General features: G+C 67.4%; 12 protein-coding genes. 7 read left to right on the forward strand and 5 right to left on the reverse strand.

The genetic code is table 11. From position 1 onward, the window contains the following. The first annotated feature begins 87 nt into the window (after positions 1–87). The 3 genes from hpf to hprK all read left to right on the forward strand — a co-directional run bounded on the left by hpf (position 88) and on the right by hprK (position 2,177). Positions 88–417, forward strand: a complete 330-nt coding sequence (hpf, locus tag ACCD11_RS27705; protein ID WP_007832687.1) for a ribosome hibernation-promoting factor, HPF/YfiA family — start codon at positions 88–90, stop codon at positions 415–417. A gap of 188 nt (positions 418–605) precedes the next feature. Then, entirely contained in the window at positions 606–1,073 is a 468-nt protein-coding gene (locus tag ACCD11_RS27710) for a PTS sugar transporter subunit IIA (RefSeq protein ID WP_007832688.1), read from the forward strand. Positions 1,074–1,217: 144 nt separating this feature from the next. Further along, positions 1,218–2,177: an HPr(Ser) kinase/phosphatase gene (hprK, locus tag ACCD11_RS27715; RefSeq protein ID WP_007832689.1), complete on the forward strand. Its 960-nt coding sequence runs from the start codon at positions 1,218–1,220 to the stop codon at positions 2,175–2,177. A gap of 103 nt (positions 2,178–2,280) precedes the next feature. Here hprK and fur read toward each other — a convergent pair whose 3' ends face one another. After that, positions 2,281–2,700, reverse strand: coding sequence for a ferric iron uptake transcriptional regulator (gene fur, locus ACCD11_RS27720; protein ID WP_007832691.1), 420 nt, complete (start codon positions 2,698–2,700; stop codon positions 2,281–2,283). Between the two features lie 91 nt (positions 2,701–2,791). Between fur and ACCD11_RS27725 the strand changes: the two genes are divergently transcribed. The 4 genes from ACCD11_RS27725 to ACCD11_RS27740 all read left to right on the forward strand — a co-directional run bounded on the left by ACCD11_RS27725 (position 2,792) and on the right by ACCD11_RS27740 (position 5,508). Beyond that, positions 2,792–3,355 (forward strand): outer membrane protein assembly factor BamE, encoded by a 564-nt coding sequence (locus ACCD11_RS27725; RefSeq protein WP_007832693.1) that lies wholly within the window; start codon positions 2,792–2,794, stop codon positions 3,353–3,355. Positions 3,356–3,466: 111 nt separating this feature from the next. Further along, complete coding sequence (gene dapB / locus ACCD11_RS27730) at positions 3,467–4,309, forward strand: 4-hydroxy-tetrahydrodipicolinate reductase (RefSeq protein ID WP_413316281.1); 843 nt, start codon at positions 3,467–3,469, stop codon at positions 4,307–4,309. Between the two features lie 15 nt (positions 4,310–4,324). Next, positions 4,325–5,020, forward strand: coding sequence for a MotA/TolQ/ExbB proton channel family protein (locus ACCD11_RS27735; protein WP_413316283.1), 696 nt, complete (start codon positions 4,325–4,327; stop codon positions 5,018–5,020). Positions 5,021–5,034: 14 nt separating this feature from the next. Further along, on the forward strand, positions 5,035–5,508 hold the full coding sequence (locus tag ACCD11_RS27740; protein ID WP_007832699.1) for an ExbD/TolR family protein: 474 nt from the start codon (positions 5,035–5,037) through the stop codon (positions 5,506–5,508). A 49-nt stretch (positions 5,509–5,557) separates the two neighbouring features. Here the strand turns inward: ACCD11_RS27740 and ACCD11_RS27745 are convergent, their stop codons facing one another. The 4 genes from ACCD11_RS27745 to glgX all read right to left on the reverse strand — a co-directional run bounded on the left by ACCD11_RS27745 (position 5,558) and on the right by glgX (position 13,278). Further along, entirely contained in the window at positions 5,558–8,041 is a 2,484-nt protein-coding gene (locus tag ACCD11_RS27745; protein ID WP_413316285.1) for a glycogen/starch/alpha-glucan phosphorylase, read from the reverse strand. Between the two features lie 136 nt (positions 8,042–8,177). Then, positions 8,178–9,647 carry a glycogen synthase GlgA gene (gene glgA / locus ACCD11_RS27750; protein WP_413316287.1) on the reverse strand — a complete coding sequence of 490 codons (1,470 nt, stop codon included), beginning with the start codon at positions 9,645–9,647 and terminating at the stop codon, positions 8,178–8,180. A gap of 151 nt (positions 9,648–9,798) precedes the next feature. Then, on the reverse strand, positions 9,799–11,106 hold the full coding sequence (gene glgC, locus ACCD11_RS27755; protein ID WP_007838645.1) for a glucose-1-phosphate adenylyltransferase: 1,308 nt from the start codon (positions 11,104–11,106) through the stop codon (positions 9,799–9,801). 87 nt (positions 11,107–11,193) lie between these two features. Then, entirely contained in the window at positions 11,194–13,278 is a 2,085-nt protein-coding gene (glgX, locus tag ACCD11_RS27760) for a glycogen debranching protein GlgX (protein ID WP_413316289.1), read from the reverse strand. Between the last annotated feature and the right edge of the window lie 308 nt (positions 13,279–13,586).

Here is a 13,586-nt window from a genome sequence, read left to right on the forward strand (position 1 = left end):
CCCCTCCCACAACTCCCGTTTCTCGCCGGCCAAGCTGCATTCCGCAGTGCGGTCATTTCCCCAACCGTCAATTCCAGGAGGTCATTCATGAATTTGACGATCAGCGGTCATCACCTCGACGTCACACCTGCCTTGCGCACCTACGTCACGAGCAAGCTGGACCGGATCACCCGACATTTCGACCAGCTCGTCGATGTGAAGGTGATCCTCACGGTGGAAAAGCAAAAGGAAAAGGAACGCCGCCAAAGGGCGGAATGCAACATCCACGTCAAGGGCAATGACATGTTCGCGGAATCGAGCCACGCTGATCTCTACGCCGCGGTCGATGAACTGGTCGACAAGCTCGACCGCCAGGTGGTGCGCCACAAGGACCGCCTGCAGGACCACCATCACGCCGCGCCCAAGCGCGTGATGTAGAGGAGCCCTCGGGCTCGCATCCAAGGCCGCCTTCGGGCGGCTTTTTGTTTTCCGACTGCAGCGGTGGGGCTTTGGCAAGCTCCCAGAGGGCGCGCGAGGCCTCTGGGCAACATGTAGACAGAAAGTAAATAGGGGGACTGGGGGTTTTTACCAAGCGGGTGCATAATCGCCCCCGCCCTGCACCCACCATGAATCGCCTCGCGTCCATCCTGCCGCCCGCTCAAGTGCTTGTGAGCGTTGACGCTACCAGCAAGAAACGTGCTTTCGAAGAAGCCGGCCTGCTGTTCGAAAGCCTTCACGGTCTGGGCCGTGCCCTCATCACCGACAGCCTGTTTGCGCGCGAGCGCCTCGGTTCCACCGGTCTGGGCCATGGCGTGGCCATTCCGCATGGCCGCATCAAGGGCCTCAAGGCGCCGATGGCGGCCGTGTTCCAGCTGGCCAATCCCATCGGCTTCGACGCACCCGACGAGCAGCCCGTCGCGCTGCTGATCTTCCTGCTGGTGCCCGAAGCGGCCACGCAGAAGCACCTCGAAATCCTCTCTGAAATCGCCGAACTGCTGAGCGATGCCAGCCTGCGCGAACAGATCAAGTCCAGCACCGACGCGTCCGTCCTCCACGGCCTGATCGCCGGCTGGCAATCCACGCAAGTCGCCTGACCTGTGGCTCGCCCCCAGGCTTCGCGCACTTCGTGTCGCTTCGCCAACCCCCTACCGGGGGCAATACCAGCGGCCCGGCAAAGCCGGTTCCGCGGTATTCTGGCCTGCCCCAACTCTGGTGCGTGAGCGCCGTCTCCTGAACGCATGAAGCCGACCGTCATCAGTGCCGATGCCATGTTCGAGGAGTTCCGCGGGTCGCTCCGCTGGGAATGGCTCGCAGGGCTCGGCGCTTCAGAACGCCAGTTCGACTCCGAAGTCATCAGCCGGGCCCAATCGGCGGCCGACCTCGTCGGCTACCTCAACTACATCCACCCCTACCGCGTGCAGATCCTCGGCGCCCGCGAGGTGGCCTATCTGACGCGCGGCAGCGAGGAAGACTGCGCCCGGCGCATCGCCCGCATCGTTACGCTGGAGCCCCCGATGCTGGTGCTGGCCGACGGCCAGGCCGCACCGGACGAACTGCTGTCGATCTGCGAACGCGCCCAGCTGCCGCTGTTCGCCACGCGCGAGTCGTCGGCTTTCGTGATCGACCTGCTGCGCGCCTACCTGTCCAAGCACTTTGCCGAGCGCACCTCGATGCACGGTGTGTTCATGGACATCCTGGGCATGGGCGTGATGATCACGGGCGAATCGGGCCTGGGCAAGAGCGAGCTCGGGCTGGAGCTGATCTCGCGCGGCAACGGCCTCGTGGCCGACGATGCGGTCGATCTTTTCCGCATCAACCAGAACACCATCGAAGGGCGCTGCCCCGACCTGCTGCTGAACCTGCTGGAAGTGCGCGGCATCGGCCTGCTGGACATCCGCGCGATCTTCGGCGAGACGGCGGTGCGCCGGAAGATGCGGCTCAAGCTCATCGTGCACCTCGTGCGGCGCGACAGCTTCGAGCGCGACTACGAGCGCATGCCATCGGCGCCGCTCACGCAGGACGTTCTGGGCATTCCGGTGCGCAAGGTCATCATCCAGGTGGTGGCGGGGCGCAATATCGCCGTGCTGGTGGAGGCGGCGGTGCGCAACTCGATCCTGCAGCTGCGCGGCATCGACACCTATGCCGACTTCGTGGCGCGCCACCACAAGGCGATGGAAAACGGCCGCGAAGGGGACTGACCGGTTGGGGGTATGCGGCCGCCGCCGGGCCGCCCCAAGGCGGGCCGCGCCTCCCTCTCGGGGGGGAGTTACACGCAGCGAAGCGCAGTGAAAAGCCGGGGGGTCAACGTTTCTTGGCGCAGTCCCCGCAAAGGCCGTACAGCGACATGGCATGGTCCTGCAGGATCCAGTCCTTGTCCTTGGCGATCATCTGCTGGCGGCGTTCGATCTCGGCGTCGTAGAACTCCTCGACCTTGCCGCACGAGGTGCAGATCAGGTGGTCGTGGTGCGTGCCTTCGTTCAGTTCGTAGACCGCCTTGCCGCTTTCGAAATGGCTGCGCTCGAGGATGCCGGCCTGCTCGAACTGCGTGAGCACGCGGTAGACGGTGGCCAAGCCGATGTCGGAGTGTTCGTTCAGCAGCACGCGGAACACGTCTTCCGCCGTCATGTGCCGTTGGCTGCCGGTCTGGAAGATCTCGAGGATCTTCAGGCGTGGCAAAGTGGCCTTGAGGCCGGTATTCTTGAGTTCGTCGATGTTGGCCATGTGATTCCTGCGCCCTGGGCTGCGGCAAAGGCCCTGAAAAGGGCCAGCCGCTACAATGGCCGATCATATCGCTACCCCCCTTTTTCCTCCCATGCCTGCCATTCTCCAACGCCGTCCCTGGCTGCTGGTTGCTGCCGTTGCCGCAACGCTCTGCCTTGGTGCCTGCAGCGGTTTCAGCGATCGCACGCGTGGCGCGCTGGCCGCCGTCACTCCGTACAAAGTCGAAGTGGTGCAGGGCAATTTCGTGTCGAAGGAACAGGTCGCGGCCCTCAAGCCGGGCATGTCGCGCCAGCAGGTGCGTGAAATCCTCGGCACCTCGCTGTTGAACGACGTGTTCCACGCCAATCGCTGGGACTACGTGTTCACCATTCGCCGCCAGGGCGTGGACCCGCAGGAACGCCACCTGACCGTGTTCTTCAACGGCGAACTGCTCGACCGCTTCGAGGGCGACGAGATGCCCAGCGAGGAAGAGTTCGTCGCCACGCTCGACACCCGCAAGAAGTCCGGCAAGGTGCCCACGCTCGAGGCCTCGGAAGACGAGCTCAAGAAATTCGCACCCTCCAAGGACGAGAAAAAAACCGACTCCGCCGCGGGCGCATCGGCCTCCCTGCCGCCGCTGCCGGCTGCCTATCCTCCGCTCGAAGCCGCGCGCTGAGCGCGGCGCGAGCAGCATCGGCAGCGGGCGGCGCCCGCCGAGCCAGGTGGCGTCCGTCCCGTGTGCATGCATGCCATTGGCCGTTTCGAAATCCTCGAAGACTGAATCCGCGTGACTGAATCCACCTCCACTCCTGCCAATTCCACTCCCGCGCCACGCCGCATCGCCGTCGCGGGAGCATCCGGCCGCATGGGCCACATGCTGATCGAGGCGGTGCGCAATGCGCCTGACCTGCGCCTGGCCGGCGCGCTCGACATTGCCGGCAGCCCGGCACTCGGCACCGATGCCGGCGCCTTCCTGGGCTTCGAGAGCGGCGTGTCCATCGTGTCCGAACTGCGCGCAGGCCTGAAGGACGCGCAGGTGCTCATCGACTTCACCCGCCCCGAAGGCACGCTTGCGCACCTCGCGGCATGCCGCGAGCTCGGTGTGCAGGCGGTCATCGGCACCACCGGCTTCAGCGACGCGCAGAAGGCCGAGATCGCCGAGATCGCGAAAGACATCGCGATCATGATGGCGCCCAACATGAGCGTGGGCGTCAACGTCACCTTCAAGCTGCTCGAAATGGCGGCCAAGGCCATGTCGACCGGCTACGACATCGAGATCATCGAGGCGCACCACCGCCACAAGGTCGATGCGCCCTCGGGCACCGCGCTCAAGATGGGCGAAGTCATCGCCGATGCACTGGGCCGCGACCTCAAGGACTGCGCCGTGTACGCCCGCGAAGGCATCACCGGCGAGCGCGATCCCTCCACCATCGGCTTCTCGGCCATCCGCGGCGGCGACATCGTGGGTGACCACACCGTGCTGTTCGCGGGCACCGGCGAGCGCATCGAGATCACCCACAAGTCGTCGAGCCGCGTCACCTACGCGCAGGGCAGCCTGCGCGCGGTGCGCTTCCTGGAGGGGCAGCGCGCCGGCCTGTTCGACATGTACGACGTGCTGGGCCTGCGCTAGCTCAAGGGACCATCGATGAGCGTGCTCGAACTGCTGACCCATGGCGACGGCGTCAGCCGTTCGGTGGCGCTGCTGCTGCTGGCGATGTCGGTCGCGAGCTGGGTCATCATCCTTTGGAAGGCGTGGCTGCTGCGCGGCGGCACGCGCGATGTGCTGCGCAGCATCGCGGCGTTCTGGCAGTCGTCCACGCTGGCCGACGCAGAGCAGAAGCTCAAGGCCTTCGACCGCGCGACGCTCGTGTCGCCTGCCGTGTCAGCCATCAAGAGCGTGGCCGCCGGTGCGCCGGCCGGCACGCTGGGCGCCACGGTCGACCGCAACCAGCGGCTCACGCGCGTGCTGCGCGACGCCCTGCACGGCGCGCTGCGCCGGCTGCAGGCGGGGCAGATTCTGCTCGCCACGGTTGGCGCTACGGCGCCCTTCGTCGGATTGCTGGGCACGGTCTGGGGAATCTACGGTGCGCTGTCGGGCATCGCCGGCCAGACCGGCGGCTTCACCATCGACAAGGTGGCAGGCCCGGTCGGCGAGGCGCTCATCATGACGGCCTTCGGCCTCGCCGTGGCCATTCCGGCCGTGCTGGCCTACAACGTCTTTGGACGCGTCATCGGCCGCATCGAAGCCGAGCTCGAAGGCTTCGCGCACGACCTGCTGGGCAGCTTCGGTGAGGCGGCCGGGCCCGCGGCACCGCCGCCGGCGCGGCCGATGCCGGTCTAGGGAGCGCACGCGCCATGGCCTTCGGTCGCACTTCACTGGGCAGCAGCGCCGCAGGTGGCGGGCGGGCCATGGGCGCCGGTGCGCAGCGGCCGCTGTCCGACATCAACGTGACGCCCCTGGTCGACGTGATGCTGGTGCTGCTGGTGATCTTCATCATCACCGCGCCGCTGATGGCCAGCTCGATCAAGCTCGACCTGCCGCAGACCGATGCGGGCCAGCCCAACGACACGCCCAAGTTCGTGAGCCTGTCGGTCGACGCCTCGGGCAAGGTCTTCTTCAACGACAAGGCTGTGACCGACGAGGAACTGGCGCAGCAGCTCGAAAAAGCCGCCGCCGACAGCAAGGACACCGAGGTGCAGCTGCGCGCCGATCAGGCCGTGCCCTATGGCAAGGTGGTGGCGCTGATGGGCATCGCGAACAAGGCAGGGCTGAGTCGCATCGGATTCGTGACCGAGGCAGAGCCGGCAGGCGAGAAGAAGCCGCGCTGACCCTGTCTTGCTCCTTCCCCCAGCGGGGGAGGGAGCAAATATCGGATGCTCAGCTCAACACCACCGGCTTGGTGTGCCAGATCTCATGCGCGTACTGCGCAATGGTGCGGTCCGACGAGAACGCCCCCATCCCCGCCACATTGAGGATCGCCATCCGCGTCCAGGCATCCGAGTCGCGGTACAGCGCATCGACCTCGGCTTGCTTGGCCACGTAGCTCGCATAGTCGGCCAGCAGCAGGTAGTGGTCGCCCCAGTTCACCAGCGCGTCGTAGATGCCCTGGTAGCGCGCCGGTTCGCCCGCTGAAAACGCGCCGTCCCGGATCGCGTCGAGCACGCGCTTGAGTTCGGCGTTCCCTTCGTAGATCTCGCGCGGCTGGTAGCCCCGCGCGCGGATGTCGGCCACTTCGGGCGTTGTGTTGCCGAAGATGAAGATGTTCTCCGGCCCCACGTTCTCGCGCATTTCCACGTTGGCGCCGTCCAGCGTGCCGATGGTCAGCGCACCGTTGAGCGCGAACTTCATGTTGCCGGTGCCCGAGGCCTCGGTGCCGGCCGTCGAGATCTGCTCCGACAGGTCGGCCGCCGGCATGATGACTTCGGCCAGGCTCACGCTGTAGTTCGGCAGGAACACCACCTTCAGCAGCTTGCCCACGCGCGCGTCGGCGTTGATGGTGCTCGCGACGTCGTTGATGAGCCGGATGACGAGCTTGGCCATCGCGTACGCCGACGCCGCCTTGCCCGCGAACACCACCACGCGCGGAACGATGTCCAGCGGCGTGCCCGCGGCCTGCGCGTCGAGGATGCGGTGGTAGCGCGCCACCACGTGCAGCACGTTGAGCAGCTGCCGCTTGTATTCGTGGATGCGCTTGACCTGCACGTCGAACATCGCGTCGGTGTCGATGTCGATCTTGAGGTGCTGCTCGATCCAGTTGGCCAGTCGCAGCTTGTTCTCGCGCTTGGCATGGCGGAATGCGCGCACGAAGGCCGGTTGCTCGGCCATGGGCCTGAGCGCCTCGAGCTGCGACAGGTCGCGCCGCCAGCCCTTGCCGATGCGCTGGTCGAGCAGCGCCGCCAGCGGCGGGTTGGCCTGCGCGAGCCAGCGCCGGGGCGTGACGCCGTTGGTCTTGTTGTTGAAGCGATCGGGAAAGATCTTCGCGAAGTCCGAGAAGATCGACTGCTTCATCAGCTCCGAGTGCAGCCCCGACACGCCGTTGATCGAGTGGCTCGCCAGCACCGCCACGTAGGCCATGCGCACGCGGCGCTCGCCGGTCTCGTCCACCAGCGACAGGCGGCGCATCAGCTCCACGTCGTTGCCCACCTTCTGCGTCACCGTGGCGAGGAACTTCGCGTTGATGTCGTAGATGATCTGCAGGTGCCGCGGCAGGATGCGCCCCAGCATCTCGACCGGCCAGGTCTCCAGCGCCTCGTGCATCAGCGTGTGGTTGGTGTAGCTGAACACCTTCTGCGTGTGCGCCCAGGCCATGTCCCATGTGAGGCCGTACTCGTCGAGCAGCAGGCGCATCAGCTCCGGCACGGCGAGCACGGGGTGCGTGTCGTTCAGGTGGATGCTGACCTTTTCCGAGAGCTGGTCGAAGGTCTTGTGGTTGCGCAGGTAGCGCCGCAGCAGGTCCTGCACGCTCGCGCTGCAGAAAAAATACTCCTGGTGCAGCCGCAGCTCGCGGCCCGAGGGCGTGGAGTCGTCGGGGTAGAGCACGCGCGAGACGTTCTCCGAGTGGTTCTTGCTTTCCACCGCCTGCATGTAGTTGCCGCGGTTGAAGGCCGAGAGGTCGATCTCTTCGGTGGCGCGCGCCGACCACAGCCGCAGCGTGTTGGTGGCCTGCGTGCCGTAGCCGGGAATGATGGTGTCGTAGGCCACGGCCAGCACATCGTGCGTGTCGACCCAGTCGGCCGCGCCGTAAGGGGCGTTGGTGCCTTCCCGCTTCTGCACATGGCCGCCGAAGCGCACGCGGTAGTTCACCTCGGGCCGCTGGAACTCCCACGGGTTCCCGCGCGTGAGCCAGTAGTCGGGTGTTTCCACCTGCTGGCCATCGACGATGCGCTGGCGGAACATGCCGTATTCGTAGCGGATGCCGTAGCCCATGCCCGGCACGCCCAGCGTGGCCATCGAGTCGAGGAAGCAGGCGGCGAGCCGCCCCAGGCCGCCGTTGCCCAGCGCCGCGTCGGGTTCGCGCTCGGCCAATGCGTCCATGTCGACGCCGAAGTCGGCCAGCGCCTCGCGCACGGTGTCGTAAAGGTCGACCGCCAGCAGCGCGTTGGTGAAGGTGCGCCCGATCAGGAACTCCATCGACAGGTAATAGACGCGCTTGAGGTCCTGCGCGTAGTTGGCGCGCGTGGTCATCATCCAGCGCTCGACCAGCTGGTCGCGCACCGCCTGCGAGGTGGCGTTGAGCCAGTCGTCCTGGCTGGCGGCGACCGGGTCCTTGCCGACTGCGTAGATCAGCTTGTTGGCCACCGCGCGCTTGAAGGCTGCGACGTCGCGGTCGGGGTGGTCGTAGGCGAAGTCTTTGATCGTCATGATTGGCGCTCTTCGGGGTGGGTGATGGTGTTTTGCTGCTGTGCGTTTGTCTTGGGTGCGTGCGAATGACACCGAGTGCTCCCCTGCGCGTGAGCGCACCCCGCATCACGAACGCATCGAATCGAGAAGAGGCGCGTCATCCCAGTGCCTGCCGATAAACGTCGATGTACTGTGCCGCCGCAGTGGCCCAGTCGGCGGGCCGGCGCATGGCGTTGCCCCGCACGCGCCGCCAGTCGGGCGCGCGTTGGTACAAGGCAAAGGCGCGGCGCACGGCGCGTTCGTAGCTCTGGACATCGAAGCTGTCGAACACGAAACCGGTGGCGCCCCCACTGGCGAGGTCTTCGAGCGAGCTGTCGACCACCGTGTCGGCCAGCCCGCCGACGCGGCGCACCAGCGGCAGGCTGCCGTACTTGAGGCCGTACATCTGCGTGAGGCCGCAGGGCTCGAAGAGCGAAGGCACCAGCGTCACGTCGCCCGCACCGAACAGCTGGTGGGCCAGCGTCTCGTTGTAGCCGATGGTGGCACTGACCGACTGCGGCGCGGCCGCCGCTCGGTGGCGGAAGGCCTCCTCGAGCCAGGCCTCGCCGCTGCCCAGCAATGCGAGCTGGCCGCCCTGGGCGAGCAGCGCATCGAGCCCGCCGAGCACCAGATGCAGCCCCTTCTGCTCGGTGAGCCGGCTCACGAGGATGAAGAGCGGAGCATCCGGCCGATCGGCCAGCCCCAGCTGGTGCTGCAGCACCGACTTGCAGCGCGCCTTGCCGGCCATGTGGCGGCCTTCGGGCGTGTGATAGCCCTGCACCAGCGCGTCGTCGGTCGCCGGGTTCCAGACCTGGTCGTCGACCGCGTTGAGGATGCCGGTGAGCGCGCTGCTGCGCAGCCGCAGCAGGCCATCGAGCCCGCAGCCCTGCTCGGGCGTCTGGATCTCGAGCGCATAGGTCGGGCTGACCGTGGTGAGCCGGTCGGCGAAATACAGGCCGCCCTTCATGAACGAAACCTGCCCGTGGTACTCGAGACCGTTCATCTGGAACGCGGGGCCGGGCAAGCCGAGCTCCGCGAAGTTCCACGGCGCGAAGAGGCCCTGGTAGGCGAGGTTGTGCACTGTGAAGACACTGCCCACACGCGGGCCACCGGCCTGCCGCGCGAAGTGCAGGTAGGCCGGCGCGAGCGCGGCGTGCCAGTCGTGCGCATGCACGACTTCGGGCTGCCACAGCGGATCGAGCCCTTGCGCCAATTGCGCCGCGGCCCAGCCGAGCAGGGCGAAGCGGCGGTGGTTGTCGCCGTAGGGCTGGCGCGAGGTGTCCTCGTAGGGATTGCCGGGCCGGTCGTAGAGCACCGGCGCATCGATCACGTAGGCCGGGATGCCGGGCGCCCCATCGATGTCGACATGCCCGAGGCTCAGCCCGAAGCGCTCGCCCCAGGGCGCGTCGAAACCGGCCACGGGCGCCAGGTCGCGCACGCCCGAGACGATGGCCGGAAAGCCCGGCAGCAGCACGCGCGCGTCCTGTCCTGCGGCCATGAGCGCCAGGGGCAGGGCACCGGCGACGTCCGCCAGGCCGCCGGTCTTGAGGAGGGGGAAGAGTTCGGCGCTGACCTGGAGGATTCGCATCGTCAGTGCTGCCTCCGTGCAAGGTGGGATGGCACAAAGACCTGGTTTCTTCCAGGAATACCGCGGAACCGGCTTTGCGGGGCCGCTGGTATTGCCCCCGGCGAGGGGGTTGGCGAAGCGACACGAAGTGCGCGAAGACTGGGGGCGAATCTCATGCAGCCAGTCGTTTGAGCATCTCGCGCGTGACCAGCACCACGCCGTTCTCGGTGCGCTCGAAGCGCGCGGCGTCGACTTCGGCGTCCTCGCCGATCACCATGTCGTCGGGGATCACGCAGCCACGGTCGATCACCACCCGGTTGAGCCGGGCACCGCGCCCGACTTCCACGTCGGGCAGCAGCACAGCCTCGTTGATCTCGCAGAAGGAGTGGATGCGCACGCCCGAGAACAGCACCGAGCTGCTGACCTTGGAGCCCGAGACAATGCAGCCGCCCGACACGATGGTGTTGACCGTCATGCCATGCTTGCCCTCGCGGTCGAGCACGAACTTGGCCGGCGGCAACTGCCGCTGGTAGGTCCAGATGGGCCAGTCGGTGTCATAGATGTCGAGCTCCGGGGTGATGGAGGCCAGGTCGAGGTTGGCTGCCCAGAATGCATCAATCGTGCCCACGTCGCGCCAGTAGGCCTTGGCGTCGGGTCCGCGCGAGGCCCGCGTGACGCACGACAGGCCGAAAGGATGGGCCAGCGCGCGGCCCTGGGCCACGGCGCGGGGAATGATGTCCTTGCCGAAATCGTGGCTCGAATCGGGGTTGACGCTGTCTTCTTCCAGCAGCTGGTAGAGGTACTCGGAGTCGAACACGTAGATGCCCATGCTCGCCAGCGCCACGTCGGGGTGGCCGGGCATGGCGGGCGGGTCGGCGGGCTTTTCGAGGAAGTCGGTGATCCGGCGGCTCTCGTCGATGGCCATCACGCCGAAGGCCGTGGCTTCCATGCGCGGCACTTCGATGCAGCCGACCGTACAGCCCAGGCCGTGCTCGGCATGGTCCTTGACCATGATCGAGTAGTCCATCTTGTAGATGTGGTCGCCGGCCAGCACCACCACGTAGTCGTGCTTGGTGGATCGGGTCTGGATGATGTCGAGGTTCTGGAACACCGCGTCGGCCGTGCCGCGGTACCAGTGCTCGTCGCCCACGCGCTGCTGCGCGGGCAGCACGTCGACCATCTCGTTGAGCTCGGCGCGCAAAAAGCTCCAGCCGCGCTGCAGGTGGCGCATGAGCGAGTGCGACTTGTACTGCGTGACCACCGCCATGCGCCGGATGCCGGAGTTCAGGCAGTTGGACAGCGCGAAGTCGATGATGCGGAACTTGCCGCCGAAGTACACGGCCGGCTTGGCGCGCCGGTCGGTCAGCTGCTTGAGGCGGGAGCCGCGTCCGCCGGCCAGCACCAGGGCGATGGTGCGGCGGACCAGTTGATGGGCCTGCAGCTCCTGCGGGGGCTGCGCTTGCGGTGTGAGGTTGTCCATCCTGAGTCTCCGTTCGTTCGCTTGTTGGAATTCATTCGCCGTCAGGGTCTCTGCATCGAGACTAGCACCGCGCCGTGCGCCTGGCTCCTACGTTCTTGCGATCCCGATGCTTGAAAAAGGCACTTGCGCCGTGCCGCCGAGCGGCCGGCCCATCTCACCCGGATCGTCCTCGGGATCGGTGGACAGGCGCAGGCGCCACGCGCCCGCGGGCAGCCTGAAGGGCACAGCCTGCGGGCCTGCGTTCACCAGCACCAGCCACGAGCCGCCGTCGCCGGCGCCGGCGCCATCGCCGAAAAGGATTGCAAGTGCCGTGCCCGTGCGCCAGTCGCTGGCCGTCATCGGTTCGCCGTCGGGGCGCAGCCAGCGGATGCCCGGCGGCATGCCCTGCGGCGTCTCGGGCGGCCACCAGCGGGTGCTGCGCAGGGCCGGGGCTTCGCGGCGCAGGGCGGCCAGGCGCGCCACGAAGGCGCTCGTGCGGGCCACGTCGCTGTCGGGGGCGGAGGTGCCGATCCACGCGAGCCATGTGGTCTCGTTGTCCTGGCAGTAGGCGTTGTTGTTGCCCTGCTGGCTGTGGCCCAGCTCGTCGCCGGCCAGCAGCATGGGTGTGCCCTGTGACAGCATCAGCGTGGCGAGCAGCGCGCGCTGCAGGCGGCTGCGCAGGGCCAGCACGGCGGGGTCGTTGCTCGGCCCCTCGACGCCACAGTTGTTGCTCATGTTGTGGCCATGGCCGTCACGGTTGCCCTCGCCGTTGGCGAGGTTGTGGCGCTCGTTGTAGCTCACGAGGTCGCGCAGCGTGAAGCCGTCGTGCGCGGTGACGAAGTTGACGCTCGCGGCCGGCGCGCGGCCCCGATGGGCGAACTGCGTGCTGGAAGCGGTGAAGCGATGGGCGAAGTCGCCCAGGCCGGCCCTGTCGTCGTGCGCCTGGCGCAGCCAGAAGCCGCGCTGCGTGTCGCGGTAGCGGTCGTTCCATTCGAGCCAGCCCGGCGGGAACTCGCCGAGGCGGTAGCCGCCGGGGCCGATGTCCCAGGGCTCGGCGATGAGCAGGGTGCGCGAGAGCACCGGGTCTTGCGCGATGGCGGCGAAGAAGGGCGCGCGTGGGTCGAAGCCTCGCTGCGCGTCGCGCCCGAGCACCGGGGCGAGATCGAAGCGGAAACCGTCGACACCCATCTCGCAGGCCCAGAAGCGCAGGCTGTCCATCACCAGCTGCAGCACGCGCGGCTCGCCGAGATTCAGGCAGTTGCCCGTGCCGGCCCAGTTCTCGTAGAGGGCGCGGTCGTCGGGGCGCAGGTGGTAGTACAGCGCGTTGTCGATGCCGCGCAGCGAGAGCGTGGGACCGAGCTCGTCGGTCTCGGCGCTGTGGTTATAGACCACGTCGATCACCAGCTCCATGCCACGTGCGTGTATGGCGTCGGCCATCGCGCGGAACTCGCTGGCGGGCGTGGTGCCGGCGCGGCCGCTCCAGTAGCGGGCCTCGGGAGCGAACCAGCCGATGGTGGTGTAGCCCCAGTAGTTGCTCAGGCCCATGCGCAGCAGGCGCTGCTCGTCGGCGCGGTGCTGCACGGGCATGAGGCTCAGGGTGGTGACACCCAGGCGCTGGAGGTGGTCGAGCACGGCGGGCTCCGCGAGGCCGGCGTAGGTGCCCCGGAGTGCCGCGGGGACTGCGGGGTGGAGCCTGGTCTGGCCTTTGACGTGCAGCTCGCAGAGCACGCGCTCGCCGGCGGGGATGCGGGCGTGGCCGGATGCCGCTGCCGGACCGGCGGGTTGCGCGACGCGGGCCTTGAGCGCGACGGCTGCGTTGTCGCGGGCGTCCCTCTGGGCCGGGTTCGCGGGGTCGTGGCCCAGGAAGATGTCGCTGCCGTCGTAGCTGCCGACGATCTCTCGGGCGTAGGGGTCGAGCAGCAGCTTGGCTGGGTTGAAGCGCTGGCCTTCGTGGGGGGACCACGGGCCGTGGACTCTGTAGCCGTAGATCAAGCCGGGCTTGCCGCTGGGCAGGTGGCCGTGCCAGATGCCGTCTGTGCATGCCGGTAGGTTGAGGCGCTGCTGCTCGCTCTTGCCGGTGCTGTCGAAGATGCAGAGCTGTACTGCTTCTGCTGTTGGCGCTGCTATTGCGAAGTTGACTCCCTGTTGCGAGGGTGTTGCGCCCAAGGGGTAGGGGGTGCCTGGGCTCAGCATGTTGCTGCCTCCGGCGGGTGGTTGCTTTCCGGGGCCGGGACTCGCCCCGGCGGGCGACTCACTTTCTTTTGCTTCGCCAAAAGAAAGTGAGCAAAGAAAAGGCGACCCCACTGTCTGCGACCCCTTCGCTGCGCTACGGGGCAACCTGCGGTGCTCGCGTTTCGCGGGGTCTCGCAGAACTCGCTTCGCTCAAACAGCTGCGAGCCCTGATCCGCGAACCGCTCCGCTCCTCGGCGCAGCCAGAGGGGAGGGGAACCCTCCCGGGCCTTCGCTTCGCTCGGCCCCCATGCGGCTGCAGGCGCGCAGCG

Origin of the sequence: Variovorax sp. Varisp36, assembly GCF_047304235.1 — a bacterium.
Lineage (GTDB): Bacteria > Pseudomonadota > Gammaproteobacteria > Burkholderiales > Burkholderiaceae_C > Variovorax.

What these genes read in the sequence shown, in the direction of transcription:
- hpf (WP_007832687.1), top strand. Translation starts at nt 88, where the DNA reads ATGAATTTGACGATCAGCGGTCATCACCTCGACGTCACACCTGCCTTG.
- ACCD11_RS27710 (WP_007832688.1), top strand. Translation starts at nt 606, where the DNA reads ATGAATCGCCTCGCGTCCATCCTGCCGCCCGCTCAAGTGCTTGTGAGC.
- hprK (WP_007832689.1), top strand. Translation starts at nt 1,218, where the DNA reads ATGAAGCCGACCGTCATCAGTGCCGATGCCATGTTCGAGGAGTTCCGC.
- fur (WP_007832691.1), bottom strand. Translation starts at nt 2,700, where the DNA reads ATGGCCAACATCGACGAACTCAAGAATACCGGCCTCAAGGCCACTTTG.
- ACCD11_RS27725 (WP_007832693.1), top strand. Translation starts at nt 2,792, where the DNA reads ATGCCTGCCATTCTCCAACGCCGTCCCTGGCTGCTGGTTGCTGCCGTT.
- ACCD11_RS27735 (WP_413316283.1), top strand. Translation starts at nt 4,325, where the DNA reads ATGAGCGTGCTCGAACTGCTGACCCATGGCGACGGCGTCAGCCGTTCG.
- ACCD11_RS27740 (WP_007832699.1), top strand. Translation starts at nt 5,035, where the DNA reads ATGGCCTTCGGTCGCACTTCACTGGGCAGCAGCGCCGCAGGTGGCGGG.
- ACCD11_RS27745 (WP_413316285.1), bottom strand. Translation starts at nt 8,041, where the DNA reads ATGACGATCAAAGACTTCGCCTACGACCACCCCGACCGCGACGTCGCA.
- glgA (WP_413316287.1), bottom strand. Translation starts at nt 9,647, where the DNA reads ATGCGAATCCTCCAGGTCAGCGCCGAACTCTTCCCCCTCCTCAAGACC.
- glgC (WP_007838645.1), bottom strand. Translation starts at nt 11,106, where the DNA reads ATGGACAACCTCACACCGCAAGCGCAGCCCCCGCAGGAGCTGCAGGCC.
- glgX (WP_413316289.1), bottom strand. Translation starts at nt 13,278, where the DNA reads ATGCTGAGCCCAGGCACCCCCTACCCCTTGGGCGCAACACCCTCGCAA.